Origin of the sequence: Halopseudomonas salina, assembly GCF_014637955.1 — a bacterium.
Taxonomy (GTDB): Bacteria; Pseudomonadota; Gammaproteobacteria; order Pseudomonadales; family Pseudomonadaceae; genus Halopseudomonas; species Halopseudomonas salina.
The window spans coordinates 1-20,959 of sequence record NZ_BMFF01000010.1; the positions used below are offsets into that span (position 1 = coordinate 1).

A 20,959-nucleotide genomic window follows, 5' to 3' on the forward strand; every position below is an offset into this window, starting at 1 on the left:
CGATCGCCATGGAAGATGGTCTGCGCTTCGCGATTCGCGAAGGCGGCCGTACCGTTGGTGCCGGCGTGGTTGCCAAGATTATCGCCTGATAATCTGACGCCATAAGCAAAAGCCTCCGTTTAACGGGGGCTTTTGTATTTTGGTTGACACTGGGTGGGCGCATCAGTAGAATTGCGCCTCCCTTGGATGGGCCTACCCGACGTTTCGGGTAGCTCTGAAGAATTGAAGCTTGGAGTTTCTGGTCAAATGCAGAACCAACAGATTCGTATTCGGTTGAAGGCTTTTGACCACCGCCTGATAGATCAGTCAACCCAGGAAATCGTGGATACCGCGAAACGTACTGGGGCTCAGGTCCGTGGTCCAATTCCTTTGCCGACACGCAAAGAGCGTTTTACAGTGCTGGTTTCACCGCACGTCAATAAAGATGCCCGAGATCAGTACGAGATCCGCACCCATAAAAGGGTTTTGGATATCGTTCAGCCTACCGACAAGACTGTCGATGCGCTGATGAAGCTGGATCTGGCAGCTGGCGTTGAGGTTCAGATCAGCCTCGGCTGATAGTCCCATACGACGGGGGCTATAAGTCGTGTAACGCCCTGTAATGGGCGGCCATAGCGGGTAATAGCCCCGTGCACTCATGAGGTTTACAAGATGACTATTGGTTTAGTCGGCCGGAAATGCGGTATGACCCGCGTTTTCACTGAAGATGGTGTATCCATACCGGTTACGGTTGTAGAAGTAGAGCCTAACCGCGTCACCCAGGTTAAATCCCTCGACACTGACGGCTATCAAGCTGTTCAGGTGACCGTAGGCGAGCGTCGCGTTTCCCGCGTCAGCAAGCCGATGGCAGGGCACTTTGCCAAAGCCAACACCGCGGCTGGCCGTCGCGTCAGCGAATTCCGCTTTGAAGAAGGCGAGTTTGCTGCTGGCTCAGAAATTACCGTTAGCATTTTCGAAGCGGGTCAGTTCGTTGATGTTACTGGTCAGTCCAAAGGTAAGGGCTTCGCCGGTACTATCAAGCGCTGGAACTTCCGCGGGCAGGATGCTACTCACGGTAACTCCGTATCTCACCGCGTTCCTGGCTCTATCGGCCAGTGCCAGACTCCTGGTCGGGTATTCAAGGGCAAGAAGATGGCTGGTCACATGGGTGCTGAGCAAGTGACCGTGCAGACCCTTGAAGTTGTCCGCGTTGACGCCGAACGTAATCTGCTGCTGATCAGGGGCCCGGTCCCTGGTGCGCCAGGTAGCGACGTCATTGTCCGCCCGGCTGTCAAGGCCAAGGGTTAAGGGGGAGTTACCATGAATCTGAATGTAGCTGGTGCAAATGCGATCGAAGTTTCCGATCTGACTTTTGCCACCGAGTTTAATGAGACCCTCGTTCATCAGGCCGTTGTTGCATATATGGCTGGTGGTCGTCAGGGCACCAAGCAGCAGAAGACCCGTTCTGATGTGTCCGGTGGCGGCAAGAAGCCATGGCGTCAGAAGGGTACCGGTCGTGCCCGTGCTGGTACCATCCGTAGCCCAATCTGGCGCGGGGGCGGTACCACTTTTGCAGCACGTCCGCAGAACCATGAGCAGAAGCTGAACAGGAAGATGTACCGTGGCGCACTGCGCTCGATCCTGTCCGAGCTGATCCGCCTGGACCGTCTGGTAGTGGTTGAAGACTTCGCAATGGAAGCTCCCAAGACCAAGGCCCTGGTTGGCAAGCTCAAGGAGCTGAACCTGGACAACGTGTTGATCGTCACCGACAACCTCGACTCCAATCTGTACCTGGCTGCGCGCAATCTGCCGCACGTTGACGTACGGGACGTTCAGGGTTCGGATCCGGTCAGCCTTATCGCTTACGACAAGGTACTGATTACCGTACCCGCTGTTAAAAAGTTCGAGGAGATGCTGGGATGAACCAAGAGCGCATTTTCAAAGTACTGCTTGGCCCACATGTATCCGAGAAGGCTACCGTGTTGGCTGACAGCAAGAACCAGTTTGTGTTCAAGGTGGAAACCACCGCGACCAAACTGGAAATCAAAAAGGCTGTTGAGCAATTGTTCAGCGTCAAGGTGAAGACTGTTGCAACCTTGAACGTCAAGGGCAAGACCAAGCGAACCGTTCGCGGCCTGGGTAAGCGTAATGACTGGAAGAAGGCGTACGTCAGCCTGCAGCCTGGTCAGGACATCGATTTTGCCAGCGCTGATAAGTAAGGGGTAATTCATGGCACTAGTTAAATGTAAACCTACTTCCCCTGGCCGCCGCTTCGTTGTCAAGGTCGTAAATACTGATCTGCACAAGGGCGCTCCATTTGCTGCCCTGGTTGAGAAGCAAGGCAAGTCTGGTGGTCGTAACAACAATGGCCGTATCACCACGCGTCATCGCGGGGGCGGTCATAAGCAGCATTACCGTCTGGTCGATTTTCGTCGCAACAAGGATGGCATTCCGGCCACCGTTGAGCGTATTGAATACGATCCGAACCGTACTGCGCACATCGCTCTGCTGAAATATGCTGACGGCGAGCGTCGCTACATCATCGCACCCAAGGGTGTGAGTGCTGGCGATCAGGTTGTATCTGGTGCCGAGGCGCCGATCAAGCCGGGTAATTCCCTGCCGCTGCGCAATATTCCCGTTGGTAGCACGATCCACGCGATCGAGCTGAAGCCGGGTAAAGGCGCTCAGGTTGCCCGTAGTGCTGGCACATCTTCGCAGCTGGTTGCTCGTGATGGGGCCTATGTGACAATTCGCCTGCGTTCCGGCGAAATGCGCAAGGTGCTGGGCGAGTGTCGCGCCACCCTGGGCGAAGTGTCCAACGGTGAGCACAGCTTGCGCTCGCTGGGTAAGGCCGGTGCTACCCGCTGGCGTGGTATTCGACCGACTGTTCGTGGTGTTGCCATGAACCCGGTTGATCACCCGCATGGTGGTGGTGAAGGTCGTACATCAGGTGGTCGTCATCCGGTATCACCTTGGGGGTTCCCGACCAAGGGTGCCAAGACTCGGTCAAACAAGCGCACTGACAAGATGATTGTCCGTCGCCGCAGCAAGTAAGGAGATACGACTGTGCCGCGTTCTCTCAAGAAAGGTCCTTTTATCGATCTTCACCTGTTGAAGAAGATTGAAGTGGCAGTTGAAAAGAATGATCGCAAGCCAATCAAGACCTGGTCGCGTCGTTCCATGGTTCTGCCACAGATGGTCGGTCTGACCATTGCAGTACATAACGGTCGTCAGCATGTTCCGGTAATGGTTTCGGAAGATATGGTCGGTCACAAGTTAGGCGAATTTTCTGCAACGCGTACCTATCGTGGTCACGTAGCAGACAAGAAAGCCAAGCGCTAAGGGGTTAGAAAGATGGAAGTAGCCGCTACTCATAAAGGCGCCAGACTTTCTGCCCAGAAAGCGCGTTTGGTCGCCGACCAGATCCGCGGGAAGAAAGTGGATGAGGCCCTGAACCTGCTGAAGTTCAGCAACAAGAAGGCCGCTGAAGTCATCAAGAAGATTCTCGAGTCGGCTATTGCCAACGCGGAACACAATGATGGCGCAGACGTGGATGACCTGAAGGTGTCCACCGTGTTTGTCAACGAGGGTCGTTCATTGAAGCGCATCATGCCACGTGCCAAAGGCCGGGCTGATCGCATCGTTAAGCGGTCTTGTCATATCACGGTCAAGGTTGCTGACAAGTAGGAGTCGATCACATGGGTCAGAAAGTACATCCGATTGGCATACGCCTCGGTATTGTTAAACAGCACACTTCGGTGTGGTACGCAGAAGGTCGCACTTATGCGGACTATCTGTTCACGGATCTGAAGGTACGTGAGTACATTCAGAACAAACTGAAAGCTGCTTCGGTCAGCCGAGTTGAGATTCAGCGTCCGGCACAAACCGCCAAGATCACCATTCACACCGCCCGTCCGGGCATCGTGATTGGCAAGAAGGGTGAGGATGTCGAGAAGCTGCGTCAGGAATTGACCAAGCAAATGGGCGTGCCCGTGCATATCAACATCGAAGAGATCCGCAAGCCGGAGCTCGATGGTGCCCTGGTAGCACAAAGCGTTGCTCAGCAGCTGGAGCGTCGTGTGATGTTCCGCCGTGCGATGAAGCGTGCTGTACAGAACGCCATGCGCATTGGTGCCAAGGGTATCAAGATCCAGGTAGGTGGCCGCCTTGGCGGTGCCGAGATTGCCCGGACCGAATGGTACCGTGAAGGCCGCGTGCCGTTGCACACTCTGCGCGCCGACATCGACTACGCGACGGCTGAAGCCCACACCACATACGGTGTGATTGGCGTCAAGGTTTGGATTTTCAAAGGTGAGATCATTGGTGGTCAGCCTGAAGAAACCAAAGCTGCCGCTCCCAAGAAAAAAGCTGCTAAGTAAGGGGTACGCACATGTTACAACCCAAGCGTACGAAGTTCCGCAAGCAAATGACCGGCCACAACCGTGGCTTGGCTCTTCGCGGTAGTAAGGTGAGCTTTGGCGAATACGCCTTGAAAGCTGTTGGCCGGGGTCGTTTGACCGCTCGCCAGATTGAGGCCGCTCGTCGTGCCTTGACCCGTCATGTTAAGCGTGGCGGAAAAATCTGGATTCGCGTGTTCCCGGACAAGCCAATCTCCAAGAAGCCGTTGGAAGTTCGGATGGGTAAAGGTAAGGGTAATGTCGAGTACTGGGTAGCCCAGATCAAGCCTGGCAAAGTCCTGTATGAGATTGAAGGTGTTTCCGAAGAGCTGGCGCGCGAGGCGTTCGCCTTGGCCGCTGCCAAGCTGCCTCTCGCTACCACCTTTGTTAAGCGGACGGTGATGTGATGAACGCAACTGAACTTCGTGAAAAATCTGCCGAGCAGCTCAATGAGCAGCTGCTCACCCTGCTGCGTGACCAGTTCAATCTGCGCATGCAGAAGGCAACCGGTCAACTCGGTCAGAGCCACCTGCTGAAGCAGGCAAAGCGTGATATCGCTCGCGTCAAGACCGTGCTCAACCAGAAAGGTGGTAAGTGATCATGGCTGAGACCAAGACTACAAGTAGTGTTACCGGCCGTGTGGTCAGTGACAAGATGGACAAAACCATCACTGTGCTCATCGAGCGCCAGGTAAAGCATCCGCTGTACGGTAAGTACATGCGTCGTTCTACCAAGCTCCACGTGCATGATGAGAACAACGAATGCCGCATCGGCGATCTGGTCACCATTAAGGAAACCCGTCCCTTGGCTAAAACCAAGAGCTGGACCCTGGTACAGATCGACGAGCGCGCGGCGCAAGTTTAAAGCCCCGCGCGTTTTAGCGGAATTTTTAAGGGTCGGAGAAAGTTATGATTCAGACTCAATCCATGCTGGAAGTGGCTGACAACAGTGGTGCACGTCGCGTTATGTGTATCAAGGTTCTGGGCGGTTCTCACCGCCGCTACGCTGGCATTGGCGATATCATCAAGGTGACCGTGAAGGAAGCAATTCCCCGCGGCAAAGTAAAGAAAGGCCAGGTGCTTAACGCGGTCATCGTGCGTACCCGTCACGGCGTACGCCGTACGGACGGTTCGCTGATCCGTTTTGATGGCAACGCTGCCGTTCTGCTCAATAACAAGAATGAGCCGATCGGTACCCGCATCTTTGGGCCAGTGACCCGTGAACTGCGTAATGAGCAGTTCATGAAGATCGTATCCCTCGCGCCCGAAGTGCTGTAAGGAGCCCGGTCATGCAAAAGATTAAACGTGAAGACGACGTAATCGTCATCGCCGGCAAGGATAAAGGCAAGCGCGGCAAGGTCCTCAAGGTCCTGGCTGATCAACGACTGCTGATTTCCGGCGTCAACATTATCAAGCGGCACACCAAGCCAAATCCCATGGCTGGTTCGCAGGGCGGTATTGTTGAAAAGGAGGCGCCCATCCACGTCTCCAACGTGGCAATCTTCAACGGCGAGACCAGCAAGGCCGATCGTATCGGCTTCAAGGTCGAAGACGGTAAGAAGGTTCGTATTTTCAAGTCGACGCAAAAAGCCGTCGACGCTTGAGAATCTAGGTGCTTACCATGGCAAGATTGAAAGAAGTATATCGGACGACTCTCGTTCCCCAGCTCCAGGAAGAACTTGGACTGAAGAACGTGATGGAAGTACCGAAGCTCACCAAAATCACCCTGAACATGGGTCTTGGTGAAGCTGTCGGCGACAAGAAAATCATCGAGAACGCGATGGCTGATCTCGAGAAGATCACTGGCCGTAAAGGCATTGTGACCTATGCTCGCAAGTCGATCGCCGGTTTCAAGATTCGTGACGGCTGGCCCATCGGTATCAAGGTAACCTTGCGCCGTGAGCAGATGTACGAATTCCTGGATCGCCTGCTGTCGATTTCTCTGCCGCGCGTGCGTGACTTCCGTGGCCTGAACGCGAAATCGTTCGACGGTCGCGGCAACTACAGCATGGGCGTCAAGGAACAGATCATCTTCCCGGAGATCGATTACGACAAGATCGATGTTCTGCGTGGTCTGGACATTACCTTGACAACAACTGCCAGGACGGATGACGAAGGTCGCGCGCTGCTGCGTGCGTTCAAGTTCCCGTTCCGTAACTAGGAGTCAGGTAATGGCTAAAGTCAGCATGAAAAACCGTGAGCTCAAGCGTTCGCGCACGGTTGCCAAGTACGCCAAGAAGCGTGCTGAAATCAAGGCTGTCATCGGCAATATCAACGCGTCTGTTGAAGACCGTTGGAATGCCCAGGTGGCCCTGCAAAAACTGCCGCGCGATGCCAGCCCGGTTCGTCAGCGTAACCGCTGCCGCATCACTGGTCGCCCGCACGGTGTATATCGCAAGTTTGGCCTGAGCCGTATCAAGTTGCGTGAAGCAGCTATGCGCGGTGATGTCCCCGGTCTGGTCAAGGCCAGCTGGTAAACCAGACCTTAATTACTCAGTTTCAGGAGCACAAAGCCCATGAGTATGCAGGACCCGTTAGCAGATATGCTGACCCGCATCCGTAATGCCCAGATGGCTGAAAAGTCCAGCGTAAGCATGCCTGCGGCAAAGCTGAAGGTGGCTGTCGCCAAAGTATTGAAAGAAGAAGGCTATGTGGCCGGTTACGACGTACAGGGCGATACCAAGCCTGTGCTGTCCATCGAGCTCAAGTACTTCGAAGGCAGGCCGGTTATTGAAGATATCAAGCGCGTAAGCCGTCCCGGTCTGCGCCAGTACAAGTCCGTTGACCAGATTCCCAAGGTCAAGGGTGGATTGGGCGTGTCGATTGTCTCCACCAACAAAGGTGTTATGACTGATCGCGCTGCTCGCGCTGCCGGTGTCGGCGGTGAAGTGCTCTGTACCGTATTCTGATAGGGGGTTACGATGTCTCGCGTCGCTAAGGACCCTGTCAAATTGCCACAGGGTGTAGAAGTAAAGCTGAACGGTCAGGATATTTCCGTCAAGGGAGCCAAGGGCTCCATGGATCTGGTCCTGCACTCGACAGTCGAAGTTGTCCAGCAAGACGGCATGCTGCATTTTGCCGCTCGTGAAGGCAGCGTCAACATGGCCATGGCCGGTACCACGCGTGCGTTGGTGCAGAACATGGTTACCGGTGTCACCGATGGCTTCGAGCGCAAGCTCCAGCTGGTAGGTGTTGGTTATAAAGCACAGTCCAAGGGGCAGACTCTGTCCCTGGCGCTGGGTTATTCCCACCCTATCGAGTATCAGCTGCCCGAAGGTGTTTCTGCGGAAACTCCCAGCCAGACTGACATCATCATCAAAGGTATCGACAAGCAGCTGGTCGGCCAGGTAGCCGCGGAAATTCGTGATTTCCGTCGTCCCGAACCCTATAAGGGCAAGGGTGTACGCTACGCCGATGAGATCGTGCGTCGTAAAGAAGCCAAGAAGAAGTAGGGCATAGCAAATGAGCGATAAAAAAGTTATTCGTCTCCGTCGCGCTCGCCGTTCGCGTCTTAAGCAGCGCGAGCTGGAAGCCGTACGTCTGTGCGTGTACCGTTCTTCGCAGCACATGTACGCACAAGTGATCTCGGCTGATGGCGCCAAGGTTTTGGCCAGCGCTTCCACGCTGGACTCCGAGCTGCGCAGTGGTAGCACTGGCAACATCGAAGCCGCCAAGAAAGTCGGTCTGCTGGTTGCCGAGCGCGCCAAGGCCGCCGGTATAACTCAGGTCTCCTTCGACCGTTCCGGCTTCAAGTATCATGGCCGCGTGAAAGCGCTTGCCGACGCCGCTCGTGAAGGCGGGCTGGAATTCTAAGGGTAGAGCTATGGCTAATTTCGAGCAAAAGCGCGACGAAGGTTACATTGAGAAACTGGTTCAGGTAAACCGCGTTGCCAAGGTAGTAAAAGGTGGCCGTATCTTCGCTTTCACCGCTTTGACGGTGGTAGGTGACGGTAATGGTCGCGTGGGTTTCGGTCGTGGTAAGGCGCGTGAAGTGCCTGCCGCCATCCAGAAAGCCATGGAAGCCGCACGTCGTAACATGATCCAGGTGGACCTGAACGGTTCAACCCTGCAGTATCCGGTCAAGGCCGCGCATGGCGCCTCCAAGGTGTACATGCAGCCTGCTTCCGAAGGTACCGGTGTAATTGCCGGTGGTGCAATGCGCGCCGTCCTGGAAGCTGCTGGTGTGCATAACGTACTGGCCAAGTGTTACGGTTCCACCAATCCGGTCAACGTCGTTCAGGCCACTTACAAGGGCCTGAAGTCTATGCAGTCGCCTGAGTCGGTAGCGGCCAAGCGCGGCAAGACCGTTGAAGACATCGTGGGGTAAGCTGACATGGCTAATGCAACAATTAAAGTGACCCTGTTCAAAAGTGTCGTCGGTCGTCTGCCGAACCATAAGCTCTGCGTCAAGGGCTTGGGTCTGCGTCGGATCAACCACACTGTCGAGGTCGAAGATACTCCGGCCGTTCGTGGGATGATCAACAAGGTCTCCTACATGGTTCGGGTAGAGGGTTAAGACATGAAACTGAATGATCTGCGTTCCGCGCCGGGTGCACGCCGTAACAAGCTGCGCGTCGGCCGCGGTATTGGTAGTGGTCTGGGCAAGACAGCCGGCCGTGGTCACAAGGGTTTGAGCTCGCGTTCCGGTGGCACCGTTGCCCCCGGTTTCGAGGGTGGTCAGCAGCCTTTGCACCGCCGTCTGCCGAAGTTCGGCTTCACGTCCAAGATTGCCATGGTCACTGCGGAAATTCGTACCAGCGAGTTGAACAAGCTGGACGCTGACGTAATTGACCTTCAGGCGCTCAAGGATGCCAATATCATTGGCAACAAGTTTGTACGTGCCAAGATCGTCCTCTCCGGCGATGTGACCAAAGCGGTCAACATCAAGGGGCTGATGGCCACCAAAGGTGCGCGTGCAGCAATCGAAGCAGCTGGCGGCAAATTCGAGGAATAAATGGCTAAGCAAGGCGCTCTCTCAGGAATCAAACAAGGCGGCCTGACCGAACTTTGGACGCGACTGCGTTTTCTGTTCCTGGCAATCATTGTCTACCGCATCGGGGCGCATATCCCGGTTCCGGGTATAGATCCTGATCGTCTGGCCGAGCTGTTCAGACAGAATGAGGGTACCGTTCTTAGCCTGTTCAACATGTTCTCGGGTGGTGCATTGGAGCGGATGAGTATCTTTGCTCTGGGTATCATGCCGTACATCTCTGCGTCGATTATCATGCAGCTGATGACGGCGGTGAATCCCACCCTGGAGCAGTTGAAAAAGGAAGGTGAGTCCGGTCGGCGCAAGATAGCCCAGTACACGCGTTATCTGACGCTGGTTCTGGCGCTTGTGCAGGCGGTCGGGATGTCGGTAGGCCTCTCCAGTCAAGGCGTCGCGTTTGATACAGGGTTTGGCTTCTATTTCATAGCAGTCACCACCTTTGTGGCGGGCGCGATGTTCATGATGTGGCTGGGCGAACAGATCACCGAGCGGGGTATCGGCAACGGTATTTCCATGTTGATCTTCGCGGGTATCGTGGCTGGTCTGCCGAGCGCAATCGGGCAGTCCTTCGAGGCGGCGCGTCAGGGTGATATCAATATCTTCGCTCTGATTGCCATTGCCTTGTTGGCCATCGGTCTGGTGGCCTTCGTGGTCTTTGTTGAGCGCGGGCAGCGTCGGATTACCGTTAACTATGCCAAGCGTCAGCAAGGTCGCAAGGTGTTTGCTGCGCAAACCAGCCACCTGCCGCTGAAAGTGAACATGGCAGGTGTGATTCCGGCGATCTTTGCCAGTAGCATCCTGTTGTTCCCTGCGTCGCTGGGTACATGGTTCGGTCAGGGCGAAGGTATGGGTTGGTTGCAAAGCGTCTCCCAGGCACTCGCTCCAGGCCAGCCGTTGAATATCATTCTGTTTACCGCAGGAATTGTTTTCTTCTGCTTCTTCTATACAGCGTTGATGTTCAACCCCAAGGACGTGGCAGAAAACCTCAAGAAGTCAGGTGCGTTTATTCCTGGTATCAGGCCTGGTGAGCAGTCGGCGCGCTATATTGATGGCGTACTGACACGGCTGACCATGTTTGGTGCCATGTATATGGCAGCGGTTTGTTTGCTGCCCCAGTTCCTGGTGGTATCGGCCAATGTGCCCTTCTATCTGGGTGGGACCTCACTGTTGATCGTTGTAGTGGTTGTGATGGACTTCATGTCCCAAGTACAATCGCACCTCGTTTCTCAGCAGTACGAGTCTCTTATGAAGAAATCCAACCTGAAAGGCTATGGCGGCAGCGGTATGCTGCGCTGAGATGCCAGGTTCTAGGAGTCAGTTATGAAAGTTGGAGCATCGGTCAAGAAGCTTTGCCGTAACTGCAAGATCATCCGCCGCAATGGTAGCGTCCGTGTGATTTGTGCAGCTGAGCCCCGTCACAAACAGCGCCAGGGTTAATTTTTACCCTATCTGTTTGTCGACTACGTCTCAGGATAACCGCCACTCGGCCAGATAACTGGTCGGGTGGTTGATTTTTATTTATGTTAGCGCTACCCTACTGCACCCTTTTTCTCACAACCTATGTTGTTTTGGTTGAGTAGAGTAGCTGTCAGACGGAGTAAATTTGGATGGCCCGTATTGCAGGCGTCAACATCCCGGATAACAAACATACTGTTATCTCATTGACCTATATCTTTGGTATCGGTCAAACCAAGGCACAGAAAATCTGTGCGGCCACTGGCATTGCGCCCAGTGCAAAAATCAAGGATCTAAGCGAGGAGCAGGTTGATCTGCTGCGCACCGAGGTGGGCAAGAACAACACTGAAGGTGACCTGCGTCGTGCGATCAACATGAACGTCAAGCGTCTCATGGATCTCGGTTGTTATCGTGGTCTGCGTCACCGTAAGGGCCTTCCGGTCCGCGGTCAGCGCACCAAGACTAACGCCCGTACCCGTAAGGGTCCGCGCAAGCCGATCCGTAAGTAAACGCGAAGGAATATACAGATATGGCTAAGCCTGCTGCTCGTGTACGTAAGAAAGTAAAAAAGACGGTGGTTGATGGGATCGCCCACATCCACGCGTCTTTCAACAACACCATCATTACCATTACCGACCGTCAGGGCAACGCTCTGAGCTGGGCGACTTCTGGTGGTTCCGGTTTCCGTGGTTCGCGTAAAAGCACCCCCTTTGCTGCCCAGGTTGCAGCTGAGCGTGCTGGTCAGGCTGCTCTGGAATACGGTCTGAAAAACCTAGACGTTAACGTGAAGGGCCCAGGCCCGGGTCGTGAGTCGGCTGTTCGTGCTCTGAACTCTTGTGGCTACAAGATCAGCGGCATCACCGATGTCACCCCCATCCCACATAACGGCTGTCGCCCGCCTAAAAAGCGCCGCGTGTAACCAGGAGACGGAAATGGCTAGATATATTGGTCCCAAGTGTAAACTGTCTCGTCGCGAAGGCACTGACCTGTTCTTGAAGAGCGGCGCCCGTGCTATCGAATCCAAGTGCAAGCTGGACAGCCCTCCAGGTGTGCATGGTCAGCGTCGTGGTCGTCTCTCCGAGTACGGCACCCAGCTGCGCGAGAAACAGAAAGTTCGTCGTATCTACGGCATCCTCGAGCGTCAGTTCAGCAACTATTACAAGGAAGCTGCCCGTCTCAAGGGCCCGACCGGTGATAACCTGCTGCAACTGCTCGAGCGTCGCCTGGATAACGTTGTATATCGTATGGGGTTCGGTTCGACTCGTGCAGAAGCGCGTCAACTGGTCTCGCACAAGGCAATCAGCGTCAATGGCAAAACCGTTAACATCGCTTCGTTCCTGGTGTCCCCAGGCGACGTGGTTGCTGTTCGCGAAAAGGCCAAGAACCAGTTGCGTATCGGCGGTTCTCTGGAGCTCGCAGCGCAGCGCGGCCAATCCGAGTGGTTGGAAGTAGATGCAGCGAAGAAGGAAGGTGTCTTTAAAAGCCTGCCCTCACGGAGTGATCTGTACGCCGACATCAACGAGAACTTGATCGTCGAGCTTTACTCCAAGTAAGCGTCAGACAGCAAAAGGTGCCCCCATGCAGAGTTCGGTTACCGAGTTTCTAACACCACGTCATATTGACGTACAGGAAACCTCGCCCACGCGTGCCAAGATTACTCTTGAGCCGCTTGAGCGTGGTTTCGGCCATACCCTGGGCAATGCGCTTCGTCGTATTCTGCTCTCCTCCATGCCCGGTTGTGCCGTGGTAGAGGCGGAAATCGACGGCGTTTTGCATGAGTACAGCGCCATCGAAGGCGTTCAGGAAGATGTCATCGAGATCCTGCTGAACCTGAAAGGTCTGGCAGTCAAGATGCACGGCCGTGATCATGTGACCCTGACCCTGTCCAAAAAAGGACCGGGTCAGGTGACCGCAGCTGATATTCAGCTGGATCACGATGTCGAAATCATCAACCCAGACCACCTGATTGCTACCTTGTCCGACAATGGTTCGCTGAATCTTAAACTGACCGTGGCCCGTGGCCGTGGTTACGAGCCAGCTGACGCACGTCAGACTGACGATGATGAAAGCCGTTCTATCGGCCGGTTGCAGCTTGACGCCACATATACCCCGGTTCGCCGTGTGGCCTATGTTGTTGAAAGCGCCCGTGTCGAGCAGCGCACCAACCTGGACAAGCTGGTTATTGACCTGGAAACCAACGGAACGCTGGATGCTGAAGAAGCTATCCGCCGTGCTGCGACCATCCTGCAACAGCAGCTGGCCGCCTTCGTTGACCTGAAAGGTGAGAACGAGCCCGTTGTTGAGCAGCAGGAAGACGAGATTGATCCGATTCTGCTGCGTCCGGTTGATGACCTTGAGCTGACTGTACGTTCAGCCAACTGTCTGAAAGCCGAAAATATCTACTATATTGGCGATCTGATCCAGCGTACCGAAGTGGAACTGCTGAAGACCCCGAACCTGGGCAAGAAGTCCCTGACCGAGATCAAGGATGTTCTGGCCTCGCGTGGTCTGTCACTGGGTATGCGTCTGGACAACTGGCCGCCTGCAAGCTTGAAGAAGGACGACAAGGTTTCGGCCTGATCGTCCTGACACCGAGGAATTGAGAGATGCGTCATCGTAAAAGTGGTCGTCACCTGAGTCGGACCAGCTCGCACCGTAATGCCATGTTCCAGAACATGGCGGTGTCGCTGTTCGAAAACGAACTGATCAAGACTACTCTGCCCAAGGCCAAGGAATTGCGCCGTGTTGCAGAGCCGCTGATCACCCTGGCGAAAGAAGATACTGTCGCCAATCGCCGTCTGGCATTTGACCGCACTCGCAGCAAAGAAGCTGTTGGTAAGCTGTTCAATGACCTGGGCAAGCGTTATGCCGAACGTCCCGGCGGTTATGTGCGTATTCTCAAGTGCGGTTTCCGCGCTGGTGATTCTGCGCCCATGGCTTACGTCGAGCTGGTCGATCGCCCTGACCTGGCTGCTGCCAGCGAAGAGTAATAGCCAAGCGCTAGAAAAAACCGGACCTTGTGTCCGGTTTTTTTGTGGCTGGTATTTGGGTATTCGGAGTCTTGTGTATTCAGAGAGATCGAACAGTTGGACTTGAGTTTGGTGCTAGCTGCGGAACCGTTAGCCCTTCCCATGACACGCTACAAGCCGTCCCTGGGGCTCGTCGTCGCACGTCCCTGTGCTCCGACGGTCATGGGAAGGGCTGACGGTCCCTCAGCAATCGAGCTTCCCGCAAGCCGCAACTTAAAGCCTCTTCGAGAGTAAGCGGTTTTTCCCAGGCTCAGCTATCCCGCTTCAGCAGCGGCCCAAGGAAGCTACCGGTATGCGAGTGCGCCATTGCAGCCACCTGCTCCGGTGTTCCCGTCGCAATGATCTTGCCACCACGTGAGCCCCCCTCTGGTCCCAGATCGACGATCCAGTCTGCAGTCTTGATCACATCCAGATTGTGTTCGATCACCACCAGGGTATTGCCGTGATCGCGTAGGCGGTGCAGCACGTCCAGCAGTTGCTGAATGTCGGCAAAGTGCAGGCCGGTTGTCGGCTCGTCGAGGATATACAGGGTTTTGCCGGTATCACGCTTGGACAGCTCGCGGGCGAGCTTCACCCGCTGTGCTTCACCACCGGACAACGTGGTAGCGGACTGGCCCAGGCGAATGTAGGACAGGCCCACGTCAATCAAGGTCTGTAGCTTGCGGGCCAGGGCCGGGACGGCCTCGAAGAACTCGCGGGCTTCCTCGATGGTGAACTCCAGTACTTCATGGATGTTCTTGCCCTTGTATTTGATCTCCAGCGTCTCGCGGTTGTAGCGCTTGCTCTTGCACACATCGCAGGGCACGTAGATGTCCGGCAGAAAGTGCATTTCCACTTTGATCAGGCCGTCGCCCTGACAGGCTTCGCAGCGACCGCCCTTGACGTTGAACGAGAACCGGCCGGCCTTGTAGCCACGCGAGCGGGCTTCCTGGGTGCCGGCGAACAGCTCGCGGATAGGGGTGAACAGGCCGGTGTAGGTAGCCGGGTTGGAGCGGGGAGTTCGGCCGATCGGGCTCTGGTCGATATCCACTACCTTGTCCAGATGCTCCATCCCGTGGAAACTGTCGTAGGGCGCAGCCTCCAGGGTGGTGGCGCCATTGAGTTCGGTGGCGGTGATCGGGTGCAAGGTGTTGTTGATCAGGGTGGATTTGCCTGATCCTGATACGCCGGTGACACAGGTCATCAGGCCAGTCGGGATTTCCAGGGTAACGTTCTGCAGGTTGTTCCCGCGAGCGCCCTTGAGCTGCAACCAGCCGTCTTTTTTCGGTACATGTCGTTTTGCTGGAACGGGGATCTTCACCTTGCCAGACAGGTATTGTCCGGTGAGCGAATTGGGATTGTCCATGACCTCTTGGGGTGTGCCCTGGGCAACGATCTGGCCGCCGTGCACGCCGGCACCTGGGCCGATATCAACTACGTAGTCGGATTGGCGGATGGCGTCTTCGTCATGCTCTACGACGATTACCGTGTTACCGATATCGCGTAGATGCACGAGGGTGGAAAGCAGGCGCTCGTTGTCCCGTTGGTGCAGGCCGATGGAGGGCTCATCGAGAATGTACATGACGCCCACCAGTCCAGCGCCGATTTGGCTGGCCAAGCGAATACGCTGCGCTTCGCCACCGGAAAGTGTGTCGGCGCTACGATCCAGTGATAGGTAATCCAGGCCGACGTTGACCAGAAACATCAGGCGCGCGCGAATTTCCTTGAGGATCTTCTCGGCAATTTCACCGCGGCTGCCGTCAAGGCTGAGCTGACCGAAATACTCCGCTGCTTCTCCAACCGGCAGGGTCGTAACGCCCGGCAGGTTGCGTCCGTCGATGAACACATGCCTTGCCTCGCGACGCAGGCGCGCGCCGTGGCAGGCGGGGCAGGGCTGGGTGCTCAGGTACTTGGCCAGTTCTTCGCGTACGCTCTGGGACTCGGTCTCGCGGTAGCGACGCTCCAGGTTGGGGACGATACCTTCGAACGGGTGTTCGCGTTTGACTATATCGCCACGGTCATTCAGATAACGAAAGGAAACCTTGTCGGTGCCGGTGCCGTGCAGCACCAGTTTCTGGTGTTTTTCGCCGAGTTTGCCGAAGGGCTCCTCCAGTGATATGCCGAAGTGTTCCGCCAGGGAGCTGAGCATCTGGAAATAATAAACGTTGCGTCTGTCCCAACCGCGTATGGCGCCTTCGGCAAGGGTCAGTTCGCTGTTAACCAGTCGCTTGGCATCAAAGAACTGTTTCACCCCCAGGCCATCGCAGGTCGGGCAGGCGCCGGCGGGGTTGTTGAAAGAGAACAGGCGGGGCTCCAGTTCGCTGATGGAGTGTCCGCATTTAGGGCAGGCGAACTTGGCGCTAAAGGTGGTTTCCTGTCCTTCCTCGCCGTCCATTGGCGCGATGATGGCGATGCCGTCGGCCAGGTTCAAACAGGTCTCGAACGACTCGGCCAGGCGTAGCTGAAGATCTTCGCGGACTTTAAAACGGTCTACGACGACTTCGATGGTGTGCTTGCGGTTTTTCTCCAGCGCAGGTGCTTCATCCAGATCGTGGACGCGGCCGTTGATGCGCGCGCGAACAAATCCCTGTGCCCGAAGCTCGTCCAGTAAGGCCAGGTGCTCGCCCTTGCGTTCGCGCATAACCGGCGCGAGGAGCATCAATTTGGCGCCCTCAGGCATGGCCAGAACCTGATCGACCATCTGGCTGACAGTCTGTGCCGCCAACGGGAGGTCGTGGTCCGGACACCGAGGCTCACCGACGCGGGCAAACAGCAGGCGCAGGTAATCGTATATCTCGGTAATGGTGCCCACAGTTGAGCGTGGGTTGTGTGACGTTGATTTCTGTTCGATGGAAATGGCCGGCGAAAGCCCCTCGATGTGATCGACATCGGGTTTTTCCATCATCGACAGAAACTGACGAGCGTAGGCCGAGAGGGATTCAACGTAACGTCGCTGACCCTCGGCATACAGCGTGTCAAACGCGAGTGAAGACTTGCCCGAGCCCGATAGCCCGGTGATGACGATCAACTTGTCACGCGGCAGATCAAGGTCAATGTTCTTCAGGTTGTGGGTGCGTGCCCCACGAATCAGGATGGTATCCACAGTACATTTCCCCAACGACCAGCAAAGCCGGACAGTATACGTGCTCGGGGCTCTGAGCGGCAAAAACCCGGGGGGAAGTTCAGGTGCCGGCGGGGTGCTTTTGCAACTTCACGTGTCCATTACCGCAGGTAACCGACGCGCTGCCGTCCAGGGGTAAGCGTGATAGAATCCGGCCCCTTCATTTCAACCGTTTCATATAACAGGAATATCAATGCATCAGTCCGATCGCATGTCATCCAGCGAGCAGCGCGCAGCGAGTTCGCTGGCAGCCGTTTTTGCGTTTCGGATGCTCGGTCTGTTCATGGTTCTGCCTGTTTTGGCTACCTATGGCGGCAGCCTGGCGGGAGCGACGCCTTTGCTGATCGGTGTAGCGATTGGCGCATATGGCTTAACTCAAGCATTTTTACAAATCCCGTTCGGAATGCTGTCTGATCGTATCGGGCGCAAACCGGTTATTGTCGGGGGCCTGATCCTATTTGCCCTGGGCGGCTTGCTCGCAGCCCAGGCTGACAGTATGCAGGGCATCATTCTTGGCCGCATTGTGCAGGGTGCGGGCGCCATTGCCGCTGCTGTCATGGCGATGGTGGCGGATCTGACCAGGGAACAGCATCGCACCAAGGCAATGGCGATGATAGGCATGAGCATAGGCGTGTCCTTTGCTCTGGCAATGGTCGCAGGGCCGTTAATTGCCGCACGGACTGGCCTGGAAGGTGTCTTTTACGCAACGGTGATTCTTGCACTGATCGGTATTGTACTGGTTATCTGGGTCGTACCGCCGGTTGCGCGCGCCGAGAGACACCGGGATGCGGGTGTGATTGCGGCCAGCTTCTGGCCCAGTCTGCGTAACCCGGAGTTACTGCGGCTGAACTACGGCATCGCGATGTTGCACGCGATTCTGATGGCCAGCTTTGTTGCTATTCCCCTGGCCTTGCAGGAGAACGCAGGACTGCCCCGTGACGATCATTGGTGGGTGTATTTCTGCGCGCTGCTGGTTTCATTTTTTGCAATGGTACCCTTTATCATTTTTGCCGAGCGTAAACGCCAGGTCAAAGCTGTGGTGCTTGGTGCGATCACTTTGCTTGTGCTGGTCCAGCCGTTGCTCTGGCTCAGTGCCAATTCGTTGCCGTGGCTGGTAACGGCCATCGTTCTGTTCTTTATCGGATTCAATCTTCTGGAAGCCACGTTACCTTCGCTGTTAAGCAAAATTGCGCCGGCAGGCGGCAAGGGAACGGCAATGGGAATCTATTCCACCAGCCAGTTCCTTGGCGCTGCGCTGGGCGGGGTACTCGGCGGTGCCGTATTCGGTGCTTATGGGCTGGGAGGGGTATTTGCCTGCTGCGCCGCCCTCGGACTGTCCTGGTTGCTGATTGGTGTTAAGATGCGCCAACCAGCCTACGTGTCCAGTTTTCGTCTGCCGTTGCCCCATGAGCTTGTTCGGGATGAGGCGTTGCTCCGGCGCATTCTTGCCGTACCGGGTGTTACGGAGGCGGTCATCGTGGCTGAAGAAGCAGCCGCTTATATCAAAGTCGATACGCAGGTGCTGGATCGTCAGGGGCTCGAACACGCGGTAGCCGCAGCGTGTAACCCGGACCCGGTATCGCCAGCCAGCATCACGCCGCACACAGGAGATTGAGAAATGGCCAGAGGCGTCAACAAGGTAATTCTAATTGGTAACGTCGGGGGCGATCCCGAAGTACGTTATCTGCCCAATGGTAACGCCGTTGCCAACATTACCCTCGCTACCAGCGATAGCTGGAAGGACAAGCAAACCGGTCAGCAGCAGGAACGCACCGAGTGGCACCGAGTGGTGTTTTTTGGTCGTATCGCCGAGGTTGTGGGTGAGTATGTACGCAAGGGCTCGAAGATGTATATCGAAGGCCGTTTGCAGACCCGCGAGTGGGAAAAGGACGGTGTGAAGCGCTATACCACCGAAATCGTTGTGGATATAGGCGGCCAGATGCAGTTGCTCGATGGCAAGCCCCAGGGCGGCGAGCAGGGTATGGCGCCACGTCCGCAGCAGCAGCGTCCGGCCCAACAGCCAGCCCAGAGACCGGCTCAACAGGCGCCGCAGCAATCCGCTCCGCAGCAGCCCGCGCCCGACTATGACAGCTTCGACGACGATATCCCGTTCTAGGTCATACCTTAGACTTGAATATAAAGTGCTAACCAGAGGCCCCCGACATTCGGGGGCTTCGTGGTTCTGGGTCAGATTGGCTCTTGCTCGTCGGCAGGTACACTGTGCTAACGTACTGCGCTTGCAGGCCGGCAGCCTCTGCTATCGGCGAACTGGACAGAGTATTTCCGGTTTGCTGTATGTGGCCAGAAAGACACTTTGTGAAGATTGACGATGACTGAAATCTATTTTGTACGCCATGGCCAGGCCTCCTTTGGCTCCAGTAACTATGATCAGCTCTCGGAAAAGGGCCATCAACAGGCCAGACTGCTGGGAACATATTTTCAGCAACGCGGTATGCATTTTGACCACGTGCTGATGGGCGACATGGTACGGCACCGGGAAACGGCTCAGGGTATTGCGCAGTCACTGCAACTTGACGAGTCTGCCTTTGAGATCTTCAGGGAGCTTAACGAGTTTGATTTTCATGCCATCCTGGCTGCTTACACCGCTCAGTTTCCTGATCAGGCGCTGCCTGATAAACCTGCTGTGGCTGATTTCTTCAAAAGGCTGCGGCAAGGCATCATGCTCTGGTCGCGCGGCGAGCTTGAGGGCGATTTGCCAGAAACCTGGACTGACTTTTCAGTGCGTGTTGAGCGCGTGAAGATGGACATCATGGCCCGCTGTACCGGCAAGCGAGTGCTTGCAGTCAGTTCGGGCGGCGCCATCGCAATGCTGGTCAGTCAGTTGCTCAGAGCTCCCAGTGAAACCATGATCGAGCTGAATTTGCAGACGCGTAATACAGCACTGATTCATTGCGTTTTCAACCAGCGCAACATGCGTCTGAGCAGCTTCAACAGTGTGCCTCATCTGGATGATCCGGCGCATCAGGCGCTGATAACTTACGCCTGATGCGCCCTTGCGGTAATCCAGGCGCGCGGTGAGGCCTCGGGGGCCTCATATAGCATTCAGAAAACAGGGTACAACCATGCGGATGCGCATATTATTGCTGGAAGGGGACTCTTCACTGGGCCAGGCCCTGGTGCGCCTGGCAACTCAGGAAGGAATCGATATCCGGTCTGTGGACCGGCCGCGAGCGGGCTGGAAAAGCGATCAGTTGCTTGATTGGTTTGATCAGTACCAGGCGGATGCGGTAGTCAATCTAGCCTACTTTCATGAGCAGTTTCAGCTTGGAATGGATGATCCGCTGCAACTGACTGCACTGGATGAGTTCAATCGCAATCTCGTTGCACTATGTGCGAAAGATAATCGGTTGTTGGTCCAGCCATCGAGTGCGCGCGTGTTTGACGGCCTCAAGGCGACGCCTTACACGGAGAAAGACGAACGGTTGCCCGGGGACGGGTTGGGGCTGGTGCAAGGTGAGCTGGAGAAGCTGCTTGCCACGCATTGTTCCCGTTATGCGGTGTTGCGGTTCAGTTGGTTGCTCGATGCTTCGGCTGACGGCCAGCTCGCCAAGTTGCTTGAGCAATTACGAGGGCAGGATCCGGTCCTGCTGGCGGAAGAGTGGCGCGGTAACCCCACGCCGGTAGACGATGCCGCCCGTGTGTTGTTGGCCGTGCTCAAGCAGCTCGACTGCGAAGCGCCATTGCATGGCGTCTACCATTACGGCAGCACCGAGCCGTCAAGCTGGATCAGTTTTGCGAAAAGTCTCGCCCAGGAACTGATGGCGAACAACAGGCTGGATCGCGATCCGGTTATCCGCTCCATCCCCTTCGACAAGCAGACCGAAACGGGCTGGGAACCCCAGAACGCGGTCCTGACCAGCCGCCGTATCCTGATGGCGTTTGGCGTCAAGCCGCGGCCCTGGCGTGCGCAGCTGGGGCAACTACTGGACAGCATCGATACTCCGCAATAAAAAACGGCCGCATAGCGGCCGTTTTTTTGCTCTGTCTGT

General features: G+C 55.9%; 34 protein-coding genes. 33 read left to right on the top strand and 1 reads right to left on the bottom strand.

The window, feature by feature from the left end; genetic code table 11:
• The 29 genes from IEV54_RS16620 to rplQ form a co-directional block, all read left to right on the top strand.
• The coding region (locus IEV54_RS16620; RefSeq protein ID WP_074842176.1) for an EF-Tu C-terminal domain-related protein at positions 1–89 on the top strand (89 nt) is incomplete at its 5' end.
• 157 nt (positions 90–246) lie between these two features.
• The gene (gene rpsJ, locus IEV54_RS16625; protein WP_028614853.1) at positions 247–558 is read left to right on the top strand and encodes a 30S ribosomal protein S10; all 312 of its coding nucleotides are present in this window, start codon (positions 247–249) and stop codon (positions 556–558) included.
• Positions 559–651: 93 nt separating this feature from the next.
• Entirely contained in the window at positions 652–1,287 is a 636-nt protein-coding gene (gene rplC, locus IEV54_RS16630; RefSeq protein ID WP_150279276.1) for a 50S ribosomal protein L3, read from the top strand.
• Positions 1,288–1,299: 12 nt separating this feature from the next.
• Positions 1,300–1,902: a 50S ribosomal protein L4 gene (gene rplD / locus IEV54_RS16635; RefSeq protein ID WP_150279277.1), complete on the top strand. Its 603-nt coding sequence runs from the start codon at positions 1,300–1,302 to the stop codon at positions 1,900–1,902.
• Entirely contained in the window at positions 1,899–2,198 is a 300-nt protein-coding gene (rplW, locus tag IEV54_RS16640) for a 50S ribosomal protein L23 (protein ID WP_150279278.1), read from the top strand. Before rplD ends, rplW begins: the two co-directional genes overlap by 4 nt.
• 10 nt (positions 2,199–2,208) lie before the next feature.
• A complete protein-coding gene (rplB, locus tag IEV54_RS16645) occupies positions 2,209–3,033 on the top strand; it encodes a 50S ribosomal protein L2 (protein WP_150279279.1) in 825 nt (274 codons plus the stop codon).
• A 12-nt stretch (positions 3,034–3,045) separates the two neighbouring features.
• Positions 3,046–3,321, top strand: a complete 276-nt coding sequence (gene rpsS / locus IEV54_RS16650) for a 30S ribosomal protein S19 (RefSeq protein WP_150279280.1) — start codon at positions 3,046–3,048, stop codon at positions 3,319–3,321.
• A 12-nt stretch (positions 3,322–3,333) separates the two neighbouring features.
• Positions 3,334–3,666 (top strand): 50S ribosomal protein L22, encoded by a 333-nt coding sequence (rplV, locus tag IEV54_RS16655; protein ID WP_150279281.1) that lies wholly within the window; start codon positions 3,334–3,336, stop codon positions 3,664–3,666.
• 11 nt (positions 3,667–3,677) lie between these two features.
• Complete coding sequence (gene rpsC / locus IEV54_RS16660; RefSeq protein WP_150279282.1) at positions 3,678–4,358, top strand: 30S ribosomal protein S3; 681 nt, start codon at positions 3,678–3,680, stop codon at positions 4,356–4,358.
• Positions 4,359–4,369: 11 nt separating this feature from the next.
• Positions 4,370–4,783 carry a 50S ribosomal protein L16 gene (gene rplP, locus IEV54_RS16665; protein WP_096348041.1) on the top strand — a complete coding sequence of 138 codons (414 nt, stop codon included), beginning with the start codon at positions 4,370–4,372 and terminating at the stop codon, positions 4,781–4,783.
• Positions 4,783–4,974 (top strand): 50S ribosomal protein L29, encoded by a 192-nt coding sequence (gene rpmC / locus IEV54_RS16670; RefSeq protein WP_150279283.1) that lies wholly within the window; start codon positions 4,783–4,785, stop codon positions 4,972–4,974. The genes rplP and rpmC overlap by 1 nt, the downstream gene beginning before the upstream one ends.
• A gap of 2 nt (positions 4,975–4,976) precedes the next feature.
• Positions 4,977–5,240 carry a 30S ribosomal protein S17 gene (rpsQ, locus tag IEV54_RS16675; protein ID WP_150279284.1) on the top strand — a complete coding sequence of 88 codons (264 nt, stop codon included), beginning with the start codon at positions 4,977–4,979 and terminating at the stop codon, positions 5,238–5,240.
• 44 nt (positions 5,241–5,284) lie between these two features.
• Complete coding sequence (rplN, locus tag IEV54_RS16680; protein WP_096348042.1) at positions 5,285–5,653, top strand: 50S ribosomal protein L14; 369 nt, start codon at positions 5,285–5,287, stop codon at positions 5,651–5,653.
• Between the two features lie 11 nt (positions 5,654–5,664).
• Positions 5,665–5,979: a 50S ribosomal protein L24 gene (gene rplX, locus IEV54_RS16685; protein ID WP_150279285.1), complete on the top strand. Its 315-nt coding sequence runs from the start codon at positions 5,665–5,667 to the stop codon at positions 5,977–5,979.
• Positions 5,980–5,996: 17 nt separating this feature from the next.
• On the top strand, positions 5,997–6,536 hold the full coding sequence (gene rplE, locus IEV54_RS16690) for a 50S ribosomal protein L5 (protein WP_150279286.1): 540 nt from the start codon (positions 5,997–5,999) through the stop codon (positions 6,534–6,536).
• A gap of 10 nt (positions 6,537–6,546) precedes the next feature.
• A complete protein-coding gene (rpsN, locus tag IEV54_RS16695) occupies positions 6,547–6,852 on the top strand; it encodes a 30S ribosomal protein S14 (RefSeq protein WP_150279287.1) in 306 nt (101 codons plus the stop codon).
• 39 nt (positions 6,853–6,891) lie between these two features.
• On the top strand, positions 6,892–7,284 hold the full coding sequence (gene rpsH / locus IEV54_RS16700) for a 30S ribosomal protein S8 (RefSeq protein WP_150279288.1): 393 nt from the start codon (positions 6,892–6,894) through the stop codon (positions 7,282–7,284).
• Positions 7,285–7,296: 12 nt separating this feature from the next.
• Positions 7,297–7,827, top strand: coding sequence for a 50S ribosomal protein L6 (gene rplF / locus IEV54_RS16705; protein ID WP_150279289.1), 531 nt, complete (start codon positions 7,297–7,299; stop codon positions 7,825–7,827).
• A 10-nt stretch (positions 7,828–7,837) separates the two neighbouring features.
• A complete protein-coding gene (gene rplR / locus IEV54_RS16710) occupies positions 7,838–8,188 on the top strand; it encodes a 50S ribosomal protein L18 (protein ID WP_150279290.1) in 351 nt (116 codons plus the stop codon).
• Between the two features lie 10 nt (positions 8,189–8,198).
• The gene (rpsE, locus tag IEV54_RS16715; protein WP_150279291.1) at positions 8,199–8,702 is read left to right on the top strand and encodes a 30S ribosomal protein S5; all 504 of its coding nucleotides are present in this window, start codon (positions 8,199–8,201) and stop codon (positions 8,700–8,702) included.
• 6 nt (positions 8,703–8,708) lie between these two features.
• Positions 8,709–8,891 (top strand): 50S ribosomal protein L30, encoded by a 183-nt coding sequence (gene rpmD, locus IEV54_RS16720; RefSeq protein WP_150279292.1) that lies wholly within the window; start codon positions 8,709–8,711, stop codon positions 8,889–8,891.
• A 3-nt stretch (positions 8,892–8,894) separates the two neighbouring features.
• A complete protein-coding gene (gene rplO / locus IEV54_RS16725) occupies positions 8,895–9,329 on the top strand; it encodes a 50S ribosomal protein L15 (protein ID WP_150279293.1) in 435 nt (144 codons plus the stop codon).
• Complete coding sequence (secY, locus tag IEV54_RS16730) at positions 9,330–10,661, top strand: preprotein translocase subunit SecY (protein ID WP_150279294.1); 1,332 nt, start codon at positions 9,330–9,332, stop codon at positions 10,659–10,661. It begins immediately after the preceding gene.
• Between the two features lie 24 nt (positions 10,662–10,685).
• Complete coding sequence (gene rpmJ, locus IEV54_RS16735; protein WP_150279295.1) at positions 10,686–10,802, top strand: 50S ribosomal protein L36; 117 nt, start codon at positions 10,686–10,688, stop codon at positions 10,800–10,802.
• 170 nt (positions 10,803–10,972) lie between these two features.
• Entirely contained in the window at positions 10,973–11,329 is a 357-nt protein-coding gene (gene rpsM, locus IEV54_RS16740; protein ID WP_150279296.1) for a 30S ribosomal protein S13, read from the top strand.
• A gap of 20 nt (positions 11,330–11,349) precedes the next feature.
• Positions 11,350–11,739: a 30S ribosomal protein S11 gene (rpsK, locus tag IEV54_RS16745; RefSeq protein WP_022962893.1), complete on the top strand. Its 390-nt coding sequence runs from the start codon at positions 11,350–11,352 to the stop codon at positions 11,737–11,739.
• A gap of 13 nt (positions 11,740–11,752) precedes the next feature.
• A complete protein-coding gene (gene rpsD / locus IEV54_RS16750) occupies positions 11,753–12,373 on the top strand; it encodes a 30S ribosomal protein S4 (RefSeq protein ID WP_150279297.1) in 621 nt (206 codons plus the stop codon).
• Positions 12,374–12,398: 25 nt separating this feature from the next.
• Entirely contained in the window at positions 12,399–13,400 is a 1,002-nt protein-coding gene (locus tag IEV54_RS16755) for a DNA-directed RNA polymerase subunit alpha (protein WP_150279298.1), read from the top strand.
• Positions 13,401–13,426: 26 nt separating this feature from the next.
• Entirely contained in the window at positions 13,427–13,810 is a 384-nt protein-coding gene (gene rplQ / locus IEV54_RS16760) for a 50S ribosomal protein L17 (protein WP_150279299.1), read from the top strand.
• Between the two features lie 289 nt (positions 13,811–14,099).
• Here rplQ and uvrA read toward each other — a convergent pair whose 3' ends face one another.
• Entirely contained in the window at positions 14,100–16,931 is a 2,832-nt protein-coding gene (uvrA, locus tag IEV54_RS16765) for an excinuclease ABC subunit UvrA (RefSeq protein ID WP_150279300.1), read from the bottom strand.
• 211 nt (positions 16,932–17,142) lie between these two features.
• Here uvrA and IEV54_RS16770 point away from each other — a divergent pair, with 211 nt between their 5' ends.
• From IEV54_RS16770 to IEV54_RS16785, 4 genes are all read left to right on the top strand, one after another.
• The gene (locus IEV54_RS16770) at positions 17,143–18,564 is read left to right on the top strand and encodes an MFS transporter (RefSeq protein WP_150279301.1); all 1,422 of its coding nucleotides are present in this window, start codon (positions 17,143–17,145) and stop codon (positions 18,562–18,564) included.
• Between the two features lie 3 nt (positions 18,565–18,567).
• Entirely contained in the window at positions 18,568–19,065 is a 498-nt protein-coding gene (gene ssb, locus IEV54_RS16775) for a single-stranded DNA-binding protein (RefSeq protein ID WP_150279302.1), read from the top strand.
• Positions 19,066–19,278: 213 nt separating this feature from the next.
• Positions 19,279–19,956 (top strand): histidine phosphatase family protein, encoded by a 678-nt coding sequence (locus IEV54_RS16780; protein ID WP_150279303.1) that lies wholly within the window; start codon positions 19,279–19,281, stop codon positions 19,954–19,956.
• A gap of 76 nt (positions 19,957–20,032) precedes the next feature.
• Entirely contained in the window at positions 20,033–20,920 is an 888-nt protein-coding gene (locus IEV54_RS16785) for a sugar nucleotide-binding protein (protein ID WP_150279304.1), read from the top strand.
• Positions 20,921–20,959 lie beyond the last annotated feature (39 nt).

Excerpts from the sequence above, each read along its gene's own strand:
- rpsJ (WP_028614853.1), top strand. The coding sequence starts at position 247 with ATGCAGAACCAACAGATTCGTATTCGGTTGAAGGCTTTTGACCACCGC.
- rplC (WP_150279276.1), top strand. The coding sequence starts at position 652 with ATGACTATTGGTTTAGTCGGCCGGAAATGCGGTATGACCCGCGTTTTC.
- rplD (WP_150279277.1), top strand. The coding sequence starts at position 1,300 with ATGAATCTGAATGTAGCTGGTGCAAATGCGATCGAAGTTTCCGATCTG.
- rplW (WP_150279278.1), top strand. The coding sequence starts at position 1,899 with ATGAACCAAGAGCGCATTTTCAAAGTACTGCTTGGCCCACATGTATCC.
- rplB (WP_150279279.1), top strand. The coding sequence starts at position 2,209 with ATGGCACTAGTTAAATGTAAACCTACTTCCCCTGGCCGCCGCTTCGTT.
- rplV (WP_150279281.1), top strand. The coding sequence starts at position 3,334 with ATGGAAGTAGCCGCTACTCATAAAGGCGCCAGACTTTCTGCCCAGAAA.
- rpsC (WP_150279282.1), top strand. The coding sequence starts at position 3,678 with ATGGGTCAGAAAGTACATCCGATTGGCATACGCCTCGGTATTGTTAAA.
- rplP (WP_096348041.1), top strand. The coding sequence starts at position 4,370 with ATGTTACAACCCAAGCGTACGAAGTTCCGCAAGCAAATGACCGGCCAC.
- rpmC (WP_150279283.1), top strand. The coding sequence starts at position 4,783 with ATGAACGCAACTGAACTTCGTGAAAAATCTGCCGAGCAGCTCAATGAG.
- rpsQ (WP_150279284.1), top strand. The coding sequence starts at position 4,977 with ATGGCTGAGACCAAGACTACAAGTAGTGTTACCGGCCGTGTGGTCAGT.
- rplN (WP_096348042.1), top strand. The coding sequence starts at position 5,285 with ATGATTCAGACTCAATCCATGCTGGAAGTGGCTGACAACAGTGGTGCA.
- rplX (WP_150279285.1), top strand. The coding sequence starts at position 5,665 with ATGCAAAAGATTAAACGTGAAGACGACGTAATCGTCATCGCCGGCAAG.
- rplE (WP_150279286.1), top strand. The coding sequence starts at position 5,997 with ATGGCAAGATTGAAAGAAGTATATCGGACGACTCTCGTTCCCCAGCTC.
- rpsN (WP_150279287.1), top strand. The coding sequence starts at position 6,547 with ATGGCTAAAGTCAGCATGAAAAACCGTGAGCTCAAGCGTTCGCGCACG.
- rpsH (WP_150279288.1), top strand. The coding sequence starts at position 6,892 with ATGAGTATGCAGGACCCGTTAGCAGATATGCTGACCCGCATCCGTAAT.
- rplF (WP_150279289.1), top strand. The coding sequence starts at position 7,297 with ATGTCTCGCGTCGCTAAGGACCCTGTCAAATTGCCACAGGGTGTAGAA.
- rplR (WP_150279290.1), top strand. The coding sequence starts at position 7,838 with ATGAGCGATAAAAAAGTTATTCGTCTCCGTCGCGCTCGCCGTTCGCGT.
- rpsE (WP_150279291.1), top strand. The coding sequence starts at position 8,199 with ATGGCTAATTTCGAGCAAAAGCGCGACGAAGGTTACATTGAGAAACTG.
- rpmD (WP_150279292.1), top strand. The coding sequence starts at position 8,709 with ATGGCTAATGCAACAATTAAAGTGACCCTGTTCAAAAGTGTCGTCGGT.
- rplO (WP_150279293.1), top strand. The coding sequence starts at position 8,895 with ATGAAACTGAATGATCTGCGTTCCGCGCCGGGTGCACGCCGTAACAAG.
- secY (WP_150279294.1), top strand. The coding sequence starts at position 9,330 with ATGGCTAAGCAAGGCGCTCTCTCAGGAATCAAACAAGGCGGCCTGACC.
- rpmJ (WP_150279295.1), top strand. The coding sequence starts at position 10,686 with ATGAAAGTTGGAGCATCGGTCAAGAAGCTTTGCCGTAACTGCAAGATC.
- rpsM (WP_150279296.1), top strand. The coding sequence starts at position 10,973 with ATGGCCCGTATTGCAGGCGTCAACATCCCGGATAACAAACATACTGTT.
- rpsK (WP_022962893.1), top strand. The coding sequence starts at position 11,350 with ATGGCTAAGCCTGCTGCTCGTGTACGTAAGAAAGTAAAAAAGACGGTG.
- rpsD (WP_150279297.1), top strand. The coding sequence starts at position 11,753 with ATGGCTAGATATATTGGTCCCAAGTGTAAACTGTCTCGTCGCGAAGGC.
- IEV54_RS16755 (WP_150279298.1), top strand. The coding sequence starts at position 12,399 with ATGCAGAGTTCGGTTACCGAGTTTCTAACACCACGTCATATTGACGTA.
- rplQ (WP_150279299.1), top strand. The coding sequence starts at position 13,427 with ATGCGTCATCGTAAAAGTGGTCGTCACCTGAGTCGGACCAGCTCGCAC.
- IEV54_RS16770 (WP_150279301.1), top strand. The coding sequence starts at position 17,143 with ATGCATCAGTCCGATCGCATGTCATCCAGCGAGCAGCGCGCAGCGAGT.
- ssb (WP_150279302.1), top strand. The coding sequence starts at position 18,568 with ATGGCCAGAGGCGTCAACAAGGTAATTCTAATTGGTAACGTCGGGGGC.
- IEV54_RS16780 (WP_150279303.1), top strand. The coding sequence starts at position 19,279 with ATGACTGAAATCTATTTTGTACGCCATGGCCAGGCCTCCTTTGGCTCC.
- IEV54_RS16785 (WP_150279304.1), top strand. The coding sequence starts at position 20,033 with ATGCGGATGCGCATATTATTGCTGGAAGGGGACTCTTCACTGGGCCAG.